General features: G+C 70.0%; 12 protein-coding genes. 4 read left to right on the top strand and 8 right to left on the bottom strand.

Annotated features, from left to right (window positions below; all coding sequences use genetic code 11):
• Window positions 1-81: 81 nt before the first annotated feature.
• Both HHX31_RS25265 and HHX31_RS25270 read left to right on the top strand, forming a co-directional pair.
• On the top strand, window positions 82-852 hold the full coding sequence (locus tag HHX31_RS25265) for an SDR family oxidoreductase (RefSeq protein WP_169950855.1): 771 nt from the start codon (window positions 82-84) through the stop codon (window positions 850-852).
• 397 nt (window positions 853-1249) lie between these two features.
• Complete coding sequence (locus HHX31_RS25270) at window positions 1250-4534, top strand: glycosyl hydrolase family 95 catalytic domain-containing protein (RefSeq protein WP_249346546.1); 3285 nt, start codon at window positions 1250-1252, stop codon at window positions 4532-4534.
• 95 nt (window positions 4535-4629) lie between these two features.
• Here HHX31_RS25270 and HHX31_RS25275 read toward each other — a convergent pair whose 3' ends face one another.
• Both HHX31_RS25275 and HHX31_RS25280 read right to left on the bottom strand, forming a co-directional pair.
• Window positions 4630-6267 carry a cellulose binding domain-containing protein gene (locus HHX31_RS25275; RefSeq protein WP_211590312.1) on the bottom strand — a complete coding sequence of 546 codons (1638 nt, stop codon included), beginning with the start codon at window positions 6265-6267 and terminating at the stop codon, window positions 4630-4632.
• Between the two features lie 142 nt (window positions 6268-6409).
• Window positions 6410-8119 carry a cellulose binding domain-containing protein gene (locus HHX31_RS25280; RefSeq protein ID WP_169950859.1) on the bottom strand — a complete coding sequence of 570 codons (1710 nt, stop codon included), beginning with the start codon at window positions 8117-8119 and terminating at the stop codon, window positions 6410-6412.
• 490 nt (window positions 8120-8609) lie between these two features.
• Here HHX31_RS25280 and HHX31_RS25285 point away from each other — a divergent pair, with 490 nt between their 5' ends.
• Window positions 8610-9650 (top strand): LacI family DNA-binding transcriptional regulator, encoded by a 1041-nt coding sequence (locus tag HHX31_RS25285; RefSeq protein ID WP_169950861.1) that lies wholly within the window; start codon window positions 8610-8612, stop codon window positions 9648-9650.
• 62 nt (window positions 9651-9712) lie between these two features.
• Here HHX31_RS25285 and HHX31_RS25290 read toward each other — a convergent pair whose 3' ends face one another.
• The 6 genes from HHX31_RS25290 to HHX31_RS25315 all read right to left on the bottom strand — a co-directional run bounded on the left by HHX31_RS25290 (window position 9713) and on the right by HHX31_RS25315 (window position 18676).
• Window positions 9713-12541 (bottom strand): glycosyl hydrolase family 95 catalytic domain-containing protein, encoded by a 2829-nt coding sequence (locus HHX31_RS25290; protein ID WP_311932232.1) that lies wholly within the window; start codon window positions 12539-12541, stop codon window positions 9713-9715.
• A 370-nt stretch (window positions 12542-12911) separates the two neighbouring features.
• Window positions 12912-13781 (bottom strand): ATP-dependent sacrificial sulfur transferase LarE, encoded by an 870-nt coding sequence (gene larE, locus HHX31_RS25295; RefSeq protein ID WP_211590313.1) that lies wholly within the window; start codon window positions 13779-13781, stop codon window positions 12912-12914.
• On the bottom strand, window positions 13774-14481 hold the full coding sequence (locus tag HHX31_RS25300) for a FadR/GntR family transcriptional regulator (protein WP_169950865.1): 708 nt from the start codon (window positions 14479-14481) through the stop codon (window positions 13774-13776). Before HHX31_RS25300 ends, larE begins: the two co-directional genes overlap by 8 nt.
• Before the next feature lies 1 nt (window position 14482).
• Entirely contained in the window at window positions 14483-15703 is a 1221-nt protein-coding gene (locus HHX31_RS25305; protein ID WP_211590315.1) for an enolase C-terminal domain-like protein, read from the bottom strand.
• Window positions 15704-16081: 378 nt separating this feature from the next.
• Entirely contained in the window at window positions 16082-17458 is a 1377-nt protein-coding gene (locus HHX31_RS25310; protein WP_169950866.1) for a lectin, read from the bottom strand.
• 447 nt (window positions 17459-17905) lie between these two features.
• Window positions 17906-18676, bottom strand: coding sequence for a FadR/GntR family transcriptional regulator (locus HHX31_RS25315; RefSeq protein ID WP_169950868.1), 771 nt, complete (start codon window positions 18674-18676; stop codon window positions 17906-17908).
• Between the two features lie 134 nt (window positions 18677-18810).
• Here HHX31_RS25315 and HHX31_RS25320 point away from each other — a divergent pair, with 134 nt between their 5' ends.
• Window positions 18811-20094, top strand: coding sequence for an ABC transporter substrate-binding protein (locus tag HHX31_RS25320; RefSeq protein ID WP_169950870.1), 1284 nt, complete (start codon window positions 18811-18813; stop codon window positions 20092-20094).
• Window positions 20095-20098: the final 4 nt, after the last annotated feature.

The raw sequence follows: 20098 nt of genomic DNA on the forward strand, positions 1-20098 counted from the left end.
CCGCCCCGCTTCCTGGGTGCGCTACTCCCAGGGAGAACCGCACCCTTCCCCACCCCGGCCGGCCCGCTGAGAGTGGTGGCCATGGCAACGAACCACCTGAAGGCACAGACCCCGCCCGAGCACAAGGTCGTCCTCGTCACCGGGGCCAGTAGCGGCATCGGCGAGGCCGTCGCCGCCCGGCTGGCCCACGAAGGACACCACGTTGTCGCCGGCGCGCGGCGGACCGACCGCCTGCGGGCGCTCGCAGAACGCACCGCGCAGGAGGCCGCCCGCGCCGGCGGCGGCATACACCCCAGGCCGCTCGACGTGACGGACCCTGCGGACGTCGGCGCCTTCGTCGAGTTCGCGCGCGACCGCTTCGGACGGGTCGACGTCCTGGTCTGCAACGCCGGGGTCATGCCGCTGTCGCGGCTGGACTCCCTGCTCGTCGACGAGTGGAACCGCATGATCGACGTCAACGTACGCGGGCTGCTGCACGGGATCGCCGCGGCCCTGCCCGTGTTCACCGAGCAGGGCGGGGGCCACTTCGTCACGGTCGCGAGCATCGGCGCCCACCAGGTCCTGCCCACCAGCGCCGTCTACTCCGGCACCAAGTACGCCGCCTGGGCGATCACCGAGGGGCTGCGCCAGGAATCCGATCCCTCGATCCGCGTCACGACCATCTCTCCCGGAGTGGTCGCCTCCGAACTCGCGGACTCCATCACCGAAACCGGCGCCGCGGCGGCCATGCACACCTACCGGGCGCATGCGATCGAACCCCGCGCCATCGCCGAGGCCATCTCGTACGCCCTCGCGCAACCGGCGGACGTCGACGTCAACGAGATCGTCGTACGGCCGGCCCGCCAGCGCTGACCATGTCCGACAACCGCTGAGGACATCATGACCACCATCCAGAACCGCTCCGCCCGCCCCGCCACCTGGGGACCACGGCCGGGGACGTAAGGGACGCCACGTTCACCGCCGGCCGCCGGTGCCGGCGACAGCGTACGGGCCAAAGGTTAGATGTTTCGTGGCGCTGGATGCGCTTGATGACCGCCTTATGGGCTTTTCTAGCGCAATCGTTGACCGATACATCAAATCTTTGTAGCTTTGCGAGCACCCCCTACACAGCCTCGTCACGCAGCCGGCCCCGCAGAGCTCCGCAGTCTTCCCCATGGCGGGTCCGCGGTCCCTTCGGCGCGGCGCCGGCCGCCGGCAAGGCCGCAGTGCGCTTGGAGAGCGAATGCCAGATCTGACGCGAAGGCAATTGATGAAGATCGGCACGGTCGGAGCGGGCGCTCTGATCCTGCCCATGCAGTGGACGGCGGTCGCCCGAGCCGGATCTGTGGCTCCTCCCGAGGTGCGCGCCGCGGGCGACCTGGCGCTGTGGTACGACAGGGGCGCGGGCACCGACTGGCTGCGCGCGCTCCCGATCGGCAACGGGCGCCTCGGCGCCATGGTGTTCGGCAACGTCGACACCGAGCGGCTGCAGCTCAACGAGGACACGGTCTGGGGCGGCGGGCCGTACGACCAGAGCAACCCGAGGGGGCTCGCGGCACTGCCGGAGATCCGGCGCCTGGTCTTCGAGGACAGATGGACCGAGGCCCAGACCCTGATCGACCAGAACATGCTGGGCAGACCCGCGGGCCAGCTGGCCTACCAGACGGTCGGCAATATCAGGCTGAGCTTCCCCGGCACCGCAGGCTTCTCCGAGTACAACCGCCAGCTCGACCTCACCACCGCCACCACGTCGGTCACCTACCTGCTGAACGGCGTGCGCTACCGGCGCGAGGTGTTCGCAAGCGCGCCCGACCAGGTCATCGTCATCCGGCTGACCGCCGACAAGCCGGGGTCGATCACGTTCTCCGCGACGTTCGACAGCCCTCAGCGCACGACGCGCTCCAGCCCCGACGGCACGACGGTGGCGCTCGACGGCGTCTCGGGCAACTTCGAGGGCATCACCGGCTCGGTCAGGTTCCTGGCGCTGGCCAGGGCCGTGGCCGAGGGCGGCGCCGTCACCAGCTCCGGCGGCACGCTCCAGGTGTCGGCCGCCGACAGCGTGACGCTGTTCGTCTCCATCGGCTCCAGCTACGTGAACTACAAGGACGTCAGCGGCGACTACCAGGGCATCGCGCGGGGTCATCTCGACGCCGCCGGCGAGCGGAGCTACGACGACCTGCGCTCCCGGCACGTCGCCGACTACCAGGCGCTGTTCGACCGCACGACGCTCGACCTCGGCCGCACCGACGCGGCCGACCAGCCGACCGACGTCCGCATCGCGCAGCACTCCGGCGCCGACGACCCGCAGTTCTCCGCGCTGCTGTTCCAGTTCGGCCGCTACCTGCTGATCAGCTCCTCGCGGCCGGGGACACAGCCGGCCAACCTCCAGGGCATCTGGAACGACTCGATGAGCCCGCAGTGGGACTCGAAGTACACCATCAACGCGAACCTGCCGATGAACTACTGGCCGGCCGACACGACGAACCTCTCGGAGTGCTACGAGCCGGTGTTCGCCATGATCAAGGACCTCACCGAGACCGGCGCCAGGACGGCCGAGGTGCAGTACGGCGCCGGCGGCTGGGTGACCCACCACAACACCGACGCGTGGCGGGCGACCTCCGTCGTCGACGGCGCGTTCTGGGGCATGTGGCAGACCGGCGGCGCGTGGCTGGCCACGATGATCTGGGATCACTACCTGTTCACCGGCGACGTCGAGTTCCTCAGGAAGAACTACCCGGCCATGAAGGGCGCCGCCCAGTTCTTCCTCGACACCCTGGTGGAGGAGCCGAAGCTCGGCTACCTGGTCACGAACCCGTCGAACTCCCCCGAACTGGCCCACCACGCGAACGCCAGCGTGGCCGCCGGGCCCACCATGGACAACCAGATCCTGCGCGACCTGTTCCACGGCTGCGCCGAGGCGAGCGAGGTCCTCGGTGTGGACGCGAGCTTCCGCGCGCAGGTCCAGGCGGCCGGTGAGCGGCTCGCCCCGATGAAGGTCGGCTCGCGCGGCAACATCCAGGAGTGGCTGTACGACTGGGTCGAGACCGAGCGCAACCACCGGCACATCTCGCACCTGTACGGCCTGCACCCCAGCAACCAGATCACCAAGCGCGGCACCCCCGAACTGTTCGAGGCGGCACGGCGGACCCTGGAGTTGCGCGGAGACGACGGCACCGGTTGGTCGCTCGCCTGGAAGATCAACTACTGGGCGCGGATGGAGGAGGGCAAGCGGGCACACGACCTGGTCCGCCTCCTGGTGACGCCGGCCAGGCTCGCGCCGAACATGTTCGACCTGCACCCGCCGTTCCAGATCGACGGCAACTTCGGCGCGACGTCCGGCATCGCCGAGATGCTGCTGCAGAGCCACCACGGCGAACTGCACGTGCTGCCCGCGCTGCCGTCGGCCTGGCCGGAGGGCAAGGTGCGGGGCCTGCGGGGACGCGGCGGCCACACCGTCGACGCGGAGTGGAGCGAAGGCCAGGCCGACGAGTACCGCGTCAGGCCCGACCGCGAGGGCGTGGTCAAGCTGCGCGGCGACATGTTCACCGGGCGCTACAGGGTCCTCGACGTCACCCGCGGCGGTGTGGTCCGGCCCAGGAAGGTCGAGCCGGACGCCATCGAGATCACCGCGCAGGCACGGCACACCTACCGGGCGTACGCCCTGCAGAAGGTCACGATGAGCGCGCCCGCCGAGGTGAGCCCGGAGCAGGGGGCGAAGGCGAGCGTCACCGTCCGGGCGATCGAGATGCCGCTGGCGCCCAGGGCGAAGGTGTCGCTCAAGGCCCCCGAGGGGTGGACCGTGACCCCCGCGCAGGCCACGGTGGGGCCCCTGTCGCCGGGCTCGAAGGCCACGGTGGAGTTCACCGTCACCCCGGGCGCGGGCGCGACGGCGGGCACCGCGGTCATCGTCGCCGAGGTGAGCGGCACCCAGGCGGGCGAGGACTGGGCCACCTCGGCGCAGGCCACGGTGCGGGTGTGGGACGGCAGTGAGAAGCCGCTCGCGGAGTTGTTCAGCAACGTCGCCGTCACCGACGACGCGAACACCGCGCCGGGGAACTTCGACGGCAACGGCGCCAGCATCTCCGCCCAGGCCCTGGCGGCGGCCGGGGTCACCCCGGGGAGCACCGTCACCAAGAACGGGGTGAGCTTCACGTGGCCCGCCGTCGCGGTGGGCACCCCGGACAACGCGATCGCCTCCGGGCAGTCACTCAAGGTGACCGGAACAGGCAGGACGCTCGGCTTCCTGCTGACCGGCACGTACGGCGCGGTGTCGGGACCCGCCACCATCGTCTACAAGGACGGCACACGGCAGACCTTCACCCTGGGCTCCCCGGACTGGTACGGCGCGCCCAGGCCGGAGGGAGACGCCGCGGTCGTGGCCGCCTACCAGAACCGGCCGAACAACCAGCGGCAGAACACCGCCGCGACCATCTACTACGCGGGCGTGGCGCTGCAGGACAAGGAGGTGTCCCGCGTCGACCTGCCCAACATCAGCCCGCGGGCGGCGAACGGGGTGGCGACCATGCACATCTTCGCCGTCGCCATCGGCGGGTGACGCCGGCTGAGCCGGTGTGACGGCATGGCGGGGGCGCGGCGGGGACGCGGAGTGGGCGGACAACCCACACCGCGTCCCCGCTCACCCGCGTCGGGTCACGGACTCGTGCAGGTGAAGCCGGTGGGGGCGGACGAGCCGCTGCCGTTGGCCGTGAATCCGAACGTCGTCGAGCCGTTGCCGGCGATGCTTCCGTTGTAGGGGGCGTTCTTGACGGTGACGGCGCCGCTGGTGCCGGTGTTCACGCCGTTCCACAGGTTCGTGATGCTCTGCCCGTTGGCGAGGGTCATCTTCACGGTCCAGCCGTTGAGCGCGGCAGGACCATTGTTGGTGACGGTCACCTCACCCTGGAAACCGTTGCCCCAGTCGTTGATCCGCGTGTACGTCGCCGCGCAGGCGCCCGGCGCCGCCGACGGGCTGGGAGACGGCGAGGGGCTGGGGGAGACCGAAGGGCTGGGGGACGGCGAGGGACTGGGGGACGGCGACGGGCTGGGCGAGACCGACGGGCTCGGGGACGGCGACGCGCCCGGGCTGACCCGGTAGACGACGGTACCGTGCGCGGGCACGCTGGCCGAGATCGTGCCGGTGGTGCTGGTCACGGCGTTCGTCCACGCGTCGCGCAGGGTGAAGGAACCGCCCGTCAAGCCGATCGCCGACGCGGTGGTGCTGATCGTGGTGGTGCCGCCTCCCTGGTTGAACAGGGCGACCGCGACGTCGCCGTTGGCGAGCCTCTTGGCCAGCACGCGCCGGGTGCCGTCGTTGCTGATCTGGCGGGCCTGCAACCCCAGCGAGTCCTGGTTGATGTCGACCAGGTTCCGGTTCTTCAGGATCGTCTGCGTGGCCGAGTCCATGTTGCGCACGTCGTTGCCGAGGATCAGGGGTGAGGCCATGATCGCCCAGAGCGCGAAGTGGCTGCGCATCTCGGTGTCGTTCATGCCACCCCGGCCGACCTCCATCATGTCCGGGTCGTTGAACGCCCCCGGTCGCGCGTACGACGCCAGGGGGACGGTGACGTTGACGATGTTCTGGATGCCCATCGGATATCCGTTGGTCTGACCGGTGTCCCACTTGTTGGTGATGTCCTCGGTCGTCCGCCACATGTTGGCGACGTCGCCCCAGTCGCGCTGCGGCCCCGTCTTCGAGTGGATGCTGTTGGAGTTGATGCTGTAGACGATCGGCCGCCCGGTCGCCGCCAGCGCGTCACGCATCTTGGCGAACGTGCGGACCTGGTCGTCGATGGTGCCGCTGGGGGAGCACCAGTCGTACTTCAGGTAGTCGACGCCCCAGGCGGCGAACTGCCTGGCGTCCTGGGCCTCGTGCCCCTGGGCGCCGGTCGCGCCGGGGTAGCTGCCGAAGTACTGCGCGCACGTCTTGTCCAGCGGCGCCTGGTAGATGCCGAACTTAAGCCCTCTGGCGTGCAGGTAGTCGCCGAGGGCCTTCATCCCGCTGGGGAAGCGCGACGCGTTGGCCTGCAGGTTCCCCGCCGAGTCGCGGGTGGAGTTCATCCAGCAGTCGTCGACCACGACGTACTGGTAGCCCAGGTCGCGCAGGCCGGAGCTGACCATCGCGTCGGCCATCTGCTTGATCAGCGTCTCGCTGATGTTGCAGCCGAACGTGTTCCAGCTGTTCCAGCCCATGGGGGGTGTGCGTGCCACCCCGTTCTCCAGGGCGGAGGCCTGGCCCTGCAGGACGATAGAGCCGGCGACGAGCACGCCGGCGGAGAGAAGAGCTGCCACCTTGCGCAAGGATCCTCCTTGGGGGGGAGCGGGGGAAACGCGTGCCATGCCGTTGTTAGCGTTAACATTTGGCGGGTGTGGTCTGACCACGCCTCAGCCCGGGGGCGGCCCCTCCGCGGGGGAAGGGCCGCCCCCGTCAGGGTCACACCACCGTGCAGGGCACGCCGTTCAGGGTGAAGGCGGTCGGTTTCGCGGTGTTGCCGGTGTGGGTGGCCTGGAAGCCGATGTCGATGGTGGCGCCGGGGGCCAGCGTGGCGTTGTAGTCGACGTTGCGGGCGCTCACCTGGCCGCTCGTGGGCGAGTAGGTGGCGTTCCAGCCGGAGGTGATGGCCTGGCCGGAGGGCAGGGTGAAGGCCAGCGTCCAGCCGTTGATCGTCGAGTTGCCGGTGTTGGTGATGCTGATGTTGGCGGTGAACCCGTTGCCCCAGCTGTTCATCGTGTAGCCGACCCGGGGCCCCGTCCCGGTGCCGCCGCTGGGCGAGGCGCTGGGCGACGGGCTGGGCGACACGATGGGCGACACGACCGGCGAAGGGCTGGGCGACTGGCCGCCGCCCAGGCTGGTCACGAAGGTCGTCATGCTGCGAGCCGGAAGCGTGACGGTGAGGGAGCCGTTCGTCATGGTGGTCGCCGCCTGCGGCGCGACGTTCCTGCTCCCGTCGGTCACCCAGGACGAGACACCGGCCGAGCCGGCGTTGGCCACGGCGAACTGCTGGCTCACCGCGGAGGTCCCCTTGTTGACGGCGACGATGACGATGGTGTCGCCGTTCCGGTACGCCGAGACGTACACGTTCGTCGCCGGGTTCGCCGTCGCGTCGATCCGCACGTATCCGGGGCGGACGAACCTGGCGAACTGCGCCATGATGGCGCCGCGCTTGCTGAGTTGCCCGTCCTCGCGCATGGGGCCGTAGCTGCGCCGGATGTACCACCAGACGTACGCCTGGAACTCGGCGTCCACCATGGCGCGGTGCATGTGCTCACCCAGGTCGAGCGCCTGCGGCCAGGTGTCCGCCGAGTCGCTGCTGTTGGGGTAGTACACCTCGGTCATCCACAGTTCCTTGCCCGCGCCCTTCTGCTTGAAGAGGGGGTAGGCGAAGTTCGAGTAGGACGTGCCGTAGAGGTGCGCGCCGATGATGTCCACGTTGGCGAGCGCCGTGGAGTCGTTGAGTATCGGGTCCGACATGCTCTTCACGTACTGGAACGACTCGGGCGCGATGACCCTGGTGTTGATCGAGCCGGCGTTCTCCCGCAGGAACCTGACCATCTCGGTGGACGTCCACCACGTCCAGTCGTGCGCGTAGTCGGGCTCGTTCTGCACGGAGATGGCGTACAGGTTCACCCCGTTGTTCCTCATGTACGTGGTGAAGGCGTTCAGGTGCTGCGCGTACGCGGCGTACTGGTCGTACCTGAGCCGTTTGGCGTTGGTCTGGCCGTTGCGGTTGAAGGTCTCGATCATGCTGGCCGGGGGATTCCACGGCGACGCGAAGACGGTCACCCCGAGTTCGGCCGCCCGCTGCGCGGTCGCCAGGTCGCGGCCGAAGTCCGCCTGGCTCTCGCCGACCGGGATGCGCAGGATGGAGAACCCCAGCTTGCCCTCACCGGTCTGGAACGCGGTGTCCCGCTGGGCGGCTGTCAGGTCCCCGATCCAGGCCGCGTGGGCCATGCCGCCGAAGCCCTTGATCGTCTGCCGCTGCGCCGACGGATTGACGCTCGCGGTGGCCGCCGCGGCCTCCGAGGCCCACACGACGGACGTCGCGGCCGTGAGGACCGGCAGGGTTCCCATCGTCGCCAGGACGGATCTCCGGCTGAGCAGCCTTCGCTCGCCGCCCACCGGCTCGTTCCGGCCTTGCGTCATGACTCCTCCTGGTGCCTGTCGGTGCTGATCGTGAGTGGCGCCGCCGCCCCGATCGGCGAGGGCCGCGGCGGCGTCCCGCGGCGTCCGGCGCCTTCCGCGACACGGGGGCCGGACGCGCGATTCCGGTCACGCGGGGCCGGTCGCGTCCTGAACGGGGGGTCTCTACGTCACTTGCGCGAACGTTATTAGGAAAATTTCGCCAGTCAACCTCCTCAACGTTCGCCGGCCGCCCGCCGGCTTCCGGATCTCATCCGTACGCGGAAACACCCTGAAATCGGAGGGCCGAGCGACGGAAAGCACATCAGACCTGCTGAGGGAGGAGAGGCGGCTTCGGTCGCCGCCCGGCTGGCGGAGGCCGCGAAAGATAAGAAATATCGCCGGAAAAAAAATTATGAATGCGAGGTCGTGGTGAAATTTTCAGCGGGCCGGCGTCGTGGCCGGGGGTTCGCGGTCGCGGCCGATTCCACCCCCGGTCCCGTAGACTCCCCGCATGATCGGGGGAGGCCGGTCGCAGGGACGCCGGACACCGCGGCGCGGCGACCTCAGCGTCGGGGCGATCGCCCGGCTCGCCGGGGTCTCACCGCCGACGGTGTCGAAGGTGCTCCACGGCAGGGCAGGGGTGGGGGAGAGCACCCGTGAGCGGGTGGAGGAACTCCTGCGCGAGCACGGGTACCGCAGGCCGGTCCCCGAAGGGTCGGCGAGCGGCCTCGAAGTGGTGTTCCGCGACATGGTGGGCTCCATCGCGATCGAGATCATGCGGGGCGTCGAGCAGGTCGCGGCCACCCGGCGGCTCGGCGTCGGCTTCACCGACGTGGGTTCGCTGGAGTCGGCGGGGCTGCCCTGGGTGGAGCCGCTGCTGCTGCGGCGGCCGGTGGGGGTGATCGCCGCCGTCCCCGACGTCACCGCCGAGCACCGCGGGGTGTTCGAGGCGCACGGCGTGCCCCTCGTCGCGCTGGACCCGACGGGGGACGTGCACCCTGCGCCGTCGGTGGGCTCGACGAGCTGGAGCGGCGCGCTCGAGGCCACGCGACACCTGCTGGAGCTGGGACACCGGCGCATCGGACTGATCACCGGGCCTGCCGGGTTCCTCGCCGCGCGGGCGCGGTTGGACGGGTTCCTGGCCGCCCTGGACACGGCCGGCGTCCCGTTCGACGAGCGTCTCATGCGCGGCGGGCCGTTCCTGGCCGAGCACGGCAGGGACCTCGGGTCACAGCTGCTGACCCTGCCCGACCCGCCGACGGCCGTCGTGTGCGGCAACGACCTGCAGGCGTTCGGCGTCTACGAGGCCGCCAGGCTCCTCGGCCTGCGCATCCCCGACGACCTCAGCGTGGTCGGGTTCGACGACATCGAGCACTGCGCGTGGGCCGCACCCGCGCTGACCACCGTGCGCCAGCCGTTCGCCGAGATCGGCGCCACCGCCGCCCGCATCGCGCTGGCGCTCGCCGACGGGGAGAGGCCTCCCCGGCCGGTCGTCGAGCTCGGCGCCGCCCTCGTGGTCCGCGACAGCACGGCGCCGCCGAGATCGGCGTGAACGTGGCCGGCGCCTCTCCGAGACCGGGGGTCGGGACGCGGAGAGGCGCCGGCCACGGACCGTCACACGCTCGTGATGGTCCACTGGTTGTTGGTGTTGTTGTTCGGCGCCCACATGCCCACGGTGGAGCCGGCGCTGTTGTTGCCCATGCCGTCCAGGGCCGTGCCGGTGCCGCGGTTGATGATCTGGTAGCGGCCGTTCCCGACGTTGTTGAGCCGCCACTGCTGGTTGTTGCCGCCGTTCCAGGCCGACTGCCTGGCGTTGGCGCCGTTGGCGGAGTTGCCCCAGCTGTCGGCGACCATGCCGTTGGTGCGGTTGACGATGCGGTACCACCCGCCGCCCAGGTCGACGAGCTGCCACTGCAGGTTGGTGCTGCCGTCCCAGTTCCACTGCTTGAGGTTGGATCCCGAGGCGACGTTGCCGCCGCTGTCCAGCACCAGGCCGGTGGTGGCGTTGGAGATCCGCACCCAGGTCGTCGGCGTGGAGGTGCCGCCCGACCCGGTCAGGCGGTAGGTGCGGCCGGCCTGGCCGGGCAGCGCGACGACGTCGGCCTCGGGCTTGGTCACGGTGACGGCGGCGCCGGTCTCGGCGTCGACCACCTGGTAGGTGCCGGTGAAGATCCGGTTGCGCACGTTGACCGTGCCGGCGCGGTCGAACCTGACGAGGATCTCGGTGTTCCCGCCGGAGCTCCACGTCGCGCCCACGGTGTAGCCGCCGCGGCCCCGCAGGCCCTGCACCTTTCCGCTCGGCCAGGCCGACGGCAGCGCGGGCAGCACGTGCAGTTCGCCGTTGTGGCTCTGCAGCAGCATCTCGGCGATGCCGGACGTCGCGCCGAAGTTGCCGTCGATCTGGAACGGCGGGTGCAGGTCGAACATGTTCGGCGCGAGCCGGTCGGTCCGCACCAGCAGGCCGATGAGGCTGCGCGCCTTGTCGCCTTCCTCCATCCGCGCCCAGTAGTTGATCTTCCAGGCCAGGGACCAGCCGGTGCCGTCGTCGCCGCGGAGCTCGAGCGTCCGCCGCGCGGCGTTGTAGAGAGTGGGAGTGCCGCGCCTGGTGATCTGGTTGCTGGGGTGCAGGCCGTACAGGTGCGAGATGTGGCGGTGGTTCTGCTCGGTCTCGACCCAGTCGTAGAGCCACTCCTGGATGTTGCCGCGCGAGCCGACCTTCATGGGAGGGAGCCGGTCCCGGGCGGCCAGGACCTGCGTACGGAAGCTCGCGTCGGTGCCGAGAACCTCGCTGGCCTTGGCGCAGCCGTTGAACAGGTCGCGCAGGATCTGGTTGTCCATCGTCGGGCCGGCGCACACGCTGACACCCGAGTGGTGGGCCAGTTCGGGGGAGTTCGAGGGGTTCGTGACCAGATAGCCCAGGCTCGGTTCCTGTACGAGGGTCTCCAGGAAGAACTGAGCCGCGCCCTTCATCGCCGGGTAGTTCTGCCGGAGGAACTCGACGTCGCCGGTGAACAGGTAGTGGTCCCAGATCATCGTGGCCAGCCACGCGCCGCCGGTCTGCCACATGCCCCAGAACGCGCCGTCGACGACCGAGCTGCCCCGCCACCCGTCGGTGTTGTGGTGGGTCACCCAGCCGCCGGCGTTGTACTGCACCCGGGCGGTGCGGGCGCCGGTGACCGTGAGGTCGTTGATCATCCGGAACACCGGCTCGTAGCACTCCGCCAGGTTCGTGGTGTCGGCCGGCCAGTAGTTCATCGGCAGGTTCGCGTTGAGGGTGTACTTCGAGTCCCACGACGGGGACAGGGAGTCGTTCCAGATGCCCTGCAGGTTCGCGGGCTGGGTGCCGGGACGCGAGGAGGAGATCAGCAGGTAGCGGCCGAACTGGAACAGCAGCACGGAGAACTGCGGGTCGTTGGTGCTGCCATGCTGCGCGATCCGGACGTCGGTGGGCTGGTCGGCCGCCGAGGTGCGGCCGAGGTCGAGCGTGGTGCGCCCGAACAGCCGCTGGTAGTCGGCGACGTGCCGGGAGCGCAGGTCGTCGTAGGTCCTGCCGCCGGCGGCGTTGAGGTAGCCCCGCGCGATGCCCTGGTAGTCGCCGCCGACGTCCTTGTAGTTCACGTAGCTGGAGCCGATGGAGACCAGCACCGTCACGCTGTTGGCACCCCTGACCTGCAGGGTGCCGCCGGAGCTGCTGACGGTGCCGCCGTCGGCGATGGCCTTGGCCAGCGCGAGGAACCGCACCTTGCCGGACAGGCCCCGCTGGTCGCCGGACACGCCGTCGAGCGCCACCGTCGTGCCGTCCGGGCTGGAGCGGGTGGTCCGCTGAGGGCTGTCGAACGTCGCGGAGAACGTGATCGAGCCGCCCCTGTCGGCGGTCAGGCGGATGGCGATGACCTGGTCGGGCGCGCTCGCGAGCACCTCGCGCTTGTACCGCACGCCGTTCTGCAGGTACGACACGGTCGTGGTGGCCGTGGTCAGGTCCAGGAACCGGTTGTACTCGGAGACCCCGCTGGAGCTGCCGAAGGTGAGCCGCAGGTTGCCGACGGTCTGGTACGCCAGCTGGGCGGAGGGGTTGCCCAGCATGTTCTGGTCGACCAGGCTCTGGGCCTGGCTCCACTGGTTCTGGAAGACCAGTTGCCGGATCTGCCCCAGGGCCTCGGCGCCCCTCGTGTTGCTCTGGTCGTACGGCCCGCCGGCCCAGATGGTGTCCTCGTTGAGCTGCAGCCGCTCGGTGTCGACGTTGCCGAACACCATGGCGCCGAGGCGCCCGTTGCCGATCGGGAGGGCGCGCAGCCATTCGCTGCCGGCGCTCTCGTCGTACCACAGCGCCAGGTCGTTCGCGGCGCTCACTTCCGGGGGCGGCGCCGCCGCGGCGCGCGCGACCGCCGTCCACTGCATCGGCAGCAGCGCGGCTCCGGTTCCCAGCGCGCTGAGCTTCAGCACTTGCCTTCGCGATAACTCAGACAATTCGGTCCTCCAGTCCGAGGGAAGGCGCGGATGATTCGAATCGTTTCGACCGCATCCTCGGTGTCGACAAGACACGGTGAGTGGTGGATGCGGTTGGATGAGAGGCTTCGGGCAAGGCTACGAACATGTGATCAATGCCGTCAATGGGCGAAGTGCGCTCGCCGAAATCTGGGAGTTCCGGTGCTGATGCCGGATGAAAGATGGGATCTCTGTCCACCCGCTTCCGGTGTCGTCATGGCCGGGATGCTGGCTGGTCCCGGCCTTGGGCGGGGGAGCGGGGCGCGGTCCCGATCAACCGTCGCGCGACATCGGCGTCACCGGGAGCGCACGGACGGCCGTGAATGTTTCACGAGGGGAGCAGCGGCAGCAGCGCGTTGAGGCGTCCGGACGCGAAACCCGACAGATCCAGGGAGCAGAAGGTGAAGCCGGCGCCGCGGACCGCGGCGTCGACGCGCTCGCGCAGTTCGCACAGGCGCGGGATCTCGGCCCGCGGCACCTCGATGCGGGCGAGCGTGCCGCCGGCATGGGCGCGCACCCGGCACACCGGGAAGCCGAGATCGCGCAACGCGCTCTCGGCGGTCTCGATCCTGCGGAGCACCTCCGGTGTGACGGGGTCGCCGTAGCTCACCCGGGAGGCCAGGCAGGGCGCGGCGGGTTTGTCCGCGGTGACCAGGCCGTACTCGCGGCTGACCGCGCGGACGTCGGCTTTGGTGAGCCCGGCGTCCACCAGCGGTGCGATGGCCCCGCGCTCGGCCGCCGCCCGCTGCCCGGGGCGGTGGTCGCCGAGGTCGTCGAGGTTGGTGCCGAGGGCGATCCGGGCGTTCATGGCGGCCGCCAGCGGAGCGAGCGCGTCGAACAGCGCGGACTTGCAGTGGTAGCAGCGGTCGCGTCCGTTGGCGGCGTACTCCGGCCGGTCGGCCTCGTCGGTGCAGACCTCCAGGTGCGCCAGGCCGTGGCGCCGCGCGAAGTCACGGGCGGCGGCACGCTCCGAGGCGGCCAGGCTGGGGGAGACCGCGGTGACGGCCACAGCGCGCCCGCCGAGCGCCTTCGCGGCGGCGAAGGCGAGCAACGCGGAGTCGGCGCCGCCGGAGTAGGCGACGACGACGGCGCTCTCCCTGCTCAATCGGGCCGTCAGCCGGTCCATGGCGTCGCCCGCCGGGCCCGTGCGGGCCGCGTCATCCGGCGTCCCCGAGGCGCGTGGTGCGTGGTCAGTCATCGGTGCTCTCGCAGGTGCGTGGGCCGGTCAGGCTCTCCTCGACGCCGAGGACGTGCAGGGCGGCGTGGAGGCGGGCGCGGTCGGGGTCGCGGGCCAGCAGGGCGCGGTGGACGGCCCGGTGTTCGCGCAGGGTGCGGTGGACCGCCTGGGGGTCGGTCATGCCGCGCCAGATGCGGGCGCGCACGGTCCGGCCGGACATGTTCTGGATCACCGCGGCCAGGACGGGGTTGCCGCAGTGGGAGGTGATGAGGGAGTGGAAGTCCTGGTCGAGCGCGATCAGCTTCTCGTGGTCGATCGTGGGGTGCGCGGCGACCTTCTCGGCGTGGTCGAGCAGGTCGCCCAGGTGGGCCAGGTCGTCGCCGGGGATGCGGGTGGCCGCCAGCGCGGTGGCCTCCGCCTCCAGGATTCTGCGGACGTGCAGGAACTGCCCGGCTCCGGCGTCCAGATGGATGTCGGCGACGAAGCTCATCCCGTCGAGCAGGAGGCCGGGGGACAGGCTGGTGACGTAGGTGCCGTCGCCCTGACGCGTCTGCAGGACGCGCATCGCGACGAGCGCGCGCACGGCCTCGCGCAGGGTGTTGCGGGCCACGCCGAGCTGCTCGGCGAGGTCCTTCTCCACGGGCAGCTTCTGCCCGGGTCGCAACCGCCCATCGATGATCATCTCTTTGATCGTGTCGATCGCGGTCTCGATGACGCCCACGTCAGCCTCCCCAGTGGTGGCCATCAGGGTAGCGGTAGGTGTTGACGGACTCGGGGTGCATCCGGGCGCTGTAGCCGGGCCGGCCGGGCAGCAGGTAGCGGCCGCCTTCGACGCGGACGGGATCGGTGAAGTGCTCGTGCAGGTGGTCGACGTACTCCAGCACCCGGCCGTCCAGGCTGCCGCTGACACACACGTAGTCCACGACCGCCATGTGCTGCACCAGCTCGCACAATCCCACCCCGCCGGCGTGCGGGCAGACCGGCACCCCGAACTTCGCCGCCATCAGCAACACCGGCACGATCTCGTTGACCGACGCCAGCCGGCAGGCGTCGATCTGACAGAAGTCGATCGCCCCGGCCTGCAGGAACTGCTTGAACATCACCCGGTTGTGCGCGTGCTCCCCGGTGGCCACCCCCACCGGCGCCACCGCCGCGCGGATCGCCGCGTGCCCCAGCACATCATCAGGGCTGGTCGGCTCCTCGATCCACAACGGGCCGAACCGTGCCAGCCGGCCCACCCATTCGATCGCCTCGGGCACATCCCACACCTGGTTCGCGTCGATCATCAACGCCACCCGGTCGCCCAGCTCGTGGCGCGCGATCGCCAGCCGCCGCACATCATCGTCCAGGCTGGCGCCGACCTTCAGCTTCACATGCCCCCAGCCGTCGGCCACCGCCTGCCGGCACAACCGGCGCAGCTTGTCATCGTCATAGCCCAGCCACCCCGGCGAGGTGGTGTACGCCGGGTACCCCACCCGTTCCAGCTCGGCGATCCGCTCCTTACGCGTGGGCGCCAGCCGCTCCAGCATGCCCACCGCCTCGGCGGGGGTCAGCACGTCCGACAGGTACCGGAAATCGCAGGAGGCGACCAGCTCGGCCGGGCTCATGTCCGCCACCAGCCGCCACAACGGTTTGCCCGCCCGGCGGGCGGCCAGGTCCCACACCGCGTTCAGCACCCCCGCCGCGGCCAGATGCACCACGCCCTTCTCCGGGCCCAGCCACCGCATCTGACTGTCGGCCATGATCTCCCGGTACAACCCGCCCAGATCCCCTACCAGCGCGTCCACGTCCCGGCCCGCCACCCGCGCCCCGATCTGCCGCGCCGCCGCCACACACAGATCGTTGCCCCGCCCGATCGTGAACGTCAGCCCATACCCCGCCAACCCCTCCACGTCCGTCCCCAGCACCACATACGCCGCCGAGTAATCCCCATCCGGATTCATCGCATCCGAACCATCCAACGTCGCCGACGTCGGGAACCGCACGTCCACCACCTCGACAGAAGTGACCACCGCCACAACCACCACCCCCAATTCATCCGATGAATACGAATGGACACTAAGGTCATGTACGGCCGAGGTCAAGCACGGGAGGCAAGTTGATCAGCGAGCTGCGCCACTTCAACCCGATGAATCCGCCGACCGGGAGGCAAGGGCCGCGGCGCACACCGGGGGTGCTCCACGGGGGAGGAGAGAGGGGTGCGCGGGGAAAAACAGCGGCGCGGGCCCGCCACCTGAGGTGACGGGCCCGCGCCGGTTTCGGTCGTGCGGGGCGCGCGCGGCGGGAGGAAGGGCGCGGCCCCGGTGTTCGTGGTCAGCGCGTCAGACGCGGGTCCACTTCTGGTTGGTGCCGCCGTGGCAGGTCCAGATGTGCACCCTGCTGCCGTTGGCGGTGCCGTTGTTGGACACGTCGAGGCACTTGTTCGCGCCGACGGCGGTGATGCTGCCGTCGGAGTTGAGACGCCACTTCTGGTTGTTCTGGCCGTTGCAGTCCCAGATGATCACCGCTGAGCCGTCGGCGGTGGCGCCGCCGTTCACGTCCAGGCACTTGTTGCCGTAGACCCGCAGTTCACCGGCGCTGGTGGAGGTCCATCGCTGGTTGGCCTGGCCGTTGCAGTCCCAGATCTGCACCTGGGCGCCGTTGGACTGGGAGGCGCCGTTGACGTCCAGGCACCGGCCCGACCCCACGCCCCGCAGCGCGCTCGTGCTCCCCGCCGGCGACGACGGAGACGGCGATGGCGTGGAGGTGGGGCTCGGCGACGGCGAGGGGGTGCCGCCGCTTCCGAACTGCGTGAAGAAGTTCCACACCACCGGCCTGGTCCAGGAGTTCTCGCCGGGTTCCAGGTCGCCTGGCCTTCCGTCCACGGGACCGGGAGTGTGCCCCGCGTCGAACGCCGCCCACGCGACCGGATAGCCCGCCCGGCACCCCGAGTAGTAGGTGACGATGTGCGTCAGGCTGCCCTGCGCCGGCTCCGGCGGGTTCTGCGCCGTGCACCCGTTGTTGCGTACGAACCTGTCACGCAGCGACCGGCCCGTGGAGATGTTGAGCACCGAGTCCCTGAGTCCGTGCAGCCCGATGTAGGCGACCGGCTCGGTGCCGCCGCTGCACCCGCTGAGCTGCGCGCCGGAGTAGACCGCCACGGCGCGGAAGACCGACGCCCTGGCGCAGGCGAGCGCGTAGCTCATCCCGCCGCCGTAGCTGAAGCCCATGGCGAAGCGCTGGGTGGTGTCGACGCAGAGGTCCGCCTCGATCCGCCGGATCATGTCGTCGACGAACGTGATGTCCTCACCGCCGGAATTCGCCCAGCCGTTGTTGAAGCCCTGCGGCGCGACGAAAATGGTGGAGTTGTTCGACAGTGCCCTGAGCCCGTAGTAGGACCAGGGATATCCGCTGGTTCCGCCCGAGTCGACGTCGTTGGCGGTGCCGCCGTTCCAGTGGAATCCGAAGATCAAGCGATAGGGAGTGTTGTTGTTGTAGTTGTCGGGAATCCGCAGAATGTAACTGCGGTTCTTTCCGCTGGTCGTGATCGACTGTGCGCCGCTTCGCAGCGTCGGAGCCTTGCCGCATCCCGCGGTGGCCGCGAGTGCGCTGCTCGCGGCGCGCGATTCGGTCGTCTGGCCCAGCGCGGCCTGCGCCGTGGACAGGAGGAGCAGTGCCGCGGTCGCGACAGCGGTGAGGAGGGACCGATGTCCCGGCATCACGCGAACCCCTTTCTCATGAGGACACACGAACATGGGGAAGCCGTTCGTTCCGGCGATTGCGGAGATGAGGGCGCCGACTGTCCGGCCTGTGACTCGGCGAATTCCGGTTCGTCGTCGCCGGAGGATTCCGCGCCGATCGGAAACTCGCCGGTCCGCGGGGGCCGGCCGGCTGGTCGAGCCGGCCTCACCGAACGCGCCCTGAGGGGGATTTCCCTTCTTCCGGGTCGCTCAGGGTGGTCTGGTAAGGCGACGGTGCAGCGGAGCAAATATGACCGTGACCGGAGCTGTCAAGGCTCGGACTTCACGGCGTCATGGAATTCCCGGCCACGACGGACGGCGGCTTCCGCGCCTGGCCAGGGAAAGCGGCCGTGGCCGGCGCCGCCGTACCGCACTGAAAGTTTCACTCCCCGCGATCGAATCGTTCACGGGGACGTGAAGCCGAGGTCAGCGCCGCAGCCGCACGGGGTCGGCCGCGCCGGTGCGGCGGACGATCCAGGCCTCGGTGATGTGGCTGAACATGGCCTCGGCGGCGCCGTCGGGATCCCGGGCGGCGATGCGTTCGTAGATGCGGCGGTGACCGCGGTTCGACGCCACGCACAGGGCCCGCTCGGTCCTGCCCGTGTACCGTGCGGTGTGGATGACCTGGTTCTCCAGCGCCCTGACGACGCCGCGCGCGATGCGGTTCCCGGACGCCTGCATGATCGTGTCGTGGAAGGCGCGGTCGACGTCCGCGTACGCGACGTGGTCGGCCACGAGTTCGTCCATCCGGTCGACCAGCGCGCCCAGCCGTTCGACGACGTCGGGCCCCGCCACGCGGGCGGCGACGTTCGCCATGTCGGACTCCAGGACGCGCCGTGTGACGACGACGTCGTCGAGGATCGCCAGCGTCTCGTCCTCGGCGATGGTCGCGGAGAGGACGAGTTCGTCGAGCATGTCCCACATCGCCGGAGGGGTCACCATGGTGCCCGCGCCCTGACGGACCTGCACCAGCCCCTTCTCCTGCAGGACCTTCACGGCCTCGCGGACGACGGTGCGGCTCACGGAGAAGGCTTCGCACAGCGCGGGCTCGGGCGGCAGCGGCGTTCCCGGCGGGTGGACGCCGCGGACGATGCGTTCCACGAGTTCGGCGGTCACCGCCCGGGCGAGACTGGCCGGGCGCCGTACCCAGGCGGGGGATGCCGGGACGCCCCCGGCGGTGTCCTGCGATGCCGTCATATCCCCCTCCACGTGGCCCAACGAACAGCGCCACCGCGCCAGTATAGGCGACCACTATTGACGTAATACGTCATACGAGTTACGTTTCGCCGAGATCGGCCGGGCAGGTCGGCCGCTCCTGAAAGCGAGCAGCGATGAGACAGCAGCGGTGGTGGGCGGTCCTGATGGTCGCGGGGCTGGCCGTGACCGGCTGTGGGAGTGCGGCGCGGACGGAGTCCCCGTCAGGAGAGTCGTCGCAGAAGCAGCAGGAACAGAAACTCGTGGTCTGGGACTGGAAGTCCAGTGAACCGGCGGCCGCGGACTATATCGAGAAGGCGAAGGCCGACTTCGCCGCGCGGCACCCCGGTGTCACCGTGGAGTTCGTCGCCCAGCCCTTCGACCAGTACTACACCCTGCTCGGCACGGCGATCCAGTCCGGCAAGGGGCCCGACGTCATGCTCTTCAACGGTGGCGGGCAGATCCGCGACCGGACGGACGCGCTCCTTCCCCTGGACCAGTACGTGGCCGAGGACAAGAGCCGCCTGGCGGGCTGGGAGGCGTTCGGCAAGGACGGCAAGGTCTACGCCGCGCCGGTGACCCTGCAGGGGCACCCCATCTACTACAACAAGGCGCTCTACGAGAAGGCCGGGCTCGATCCGGCGAACCCGCCCAAGACCTGGGACGAGCTCGTCGACTCCTGCGCGGCCATCAAGAAGGCGACCGGGGCCAAGTGCTTCGCGCTGGGCAACAAGGAGGGCGCCGGGATCCAGTTCTTCATGTCGGGTCTCGGATCCGGCATCCTGACGCCCCAGGAGTACGACGACTGGGTCGCCGGGAAGCGCGACTGGTCCTCGCCGCACGTGCGGCGGATCTTCGAGCTGTGGAAGGAGGCGCAGGACAAGGGGCTGAACAACGACGGAGCCAACTCCACGGCGATGTTCAACGACATCTTCCCGGTCTTCGAGACCGGCAAGGCCGCCCACATCATCGGGCTGATGTCGGACATCGGGCACTGGAAGGACTTCTCCGAGTTCCTGCCCCCCGACAAGCTCGGCGTCATGCAGGCGCCGGTCGCAGTGGAGGGGGCCACCCCGAGCCTCCCGTACGACGGGGGCATCGGCTACGCGGTCGCGAAGTGGACGAAGGACCCGCAGCTCGCCGCCGACCTCGTGCGATCCCTCACCTCGACCGACGCCTTGACCGCGTTCTACGCCAAGGCCGGCGCGATCGCCTCGGACACGACGATCGACGTCTCCCAGGCCGGCGCCGCCGTCAGCGGGATCGTGCAGGAGATCAAGACCGGCAAGCCCGCCCTGCACGTCGCGCTGTCGTCCAAGACGCTGGACCTGATGGGAAGGCTGTCCCAGCAGCTCCTGAGCGGGTCGGCCACGGTGGACGAGGTCGTTGAGCAGCTCGCCGCCTCCGATCGGGCGGGATGATCCC

The sequence above is a fragment of the Microbispora sp. H11081 genome (assembly GCF_012999535.1).
GTDB lineage: Bacteria > Actinomycetota > Actinomycetes > Streptosporangiales > Streptosporangiaceae > Microbispora.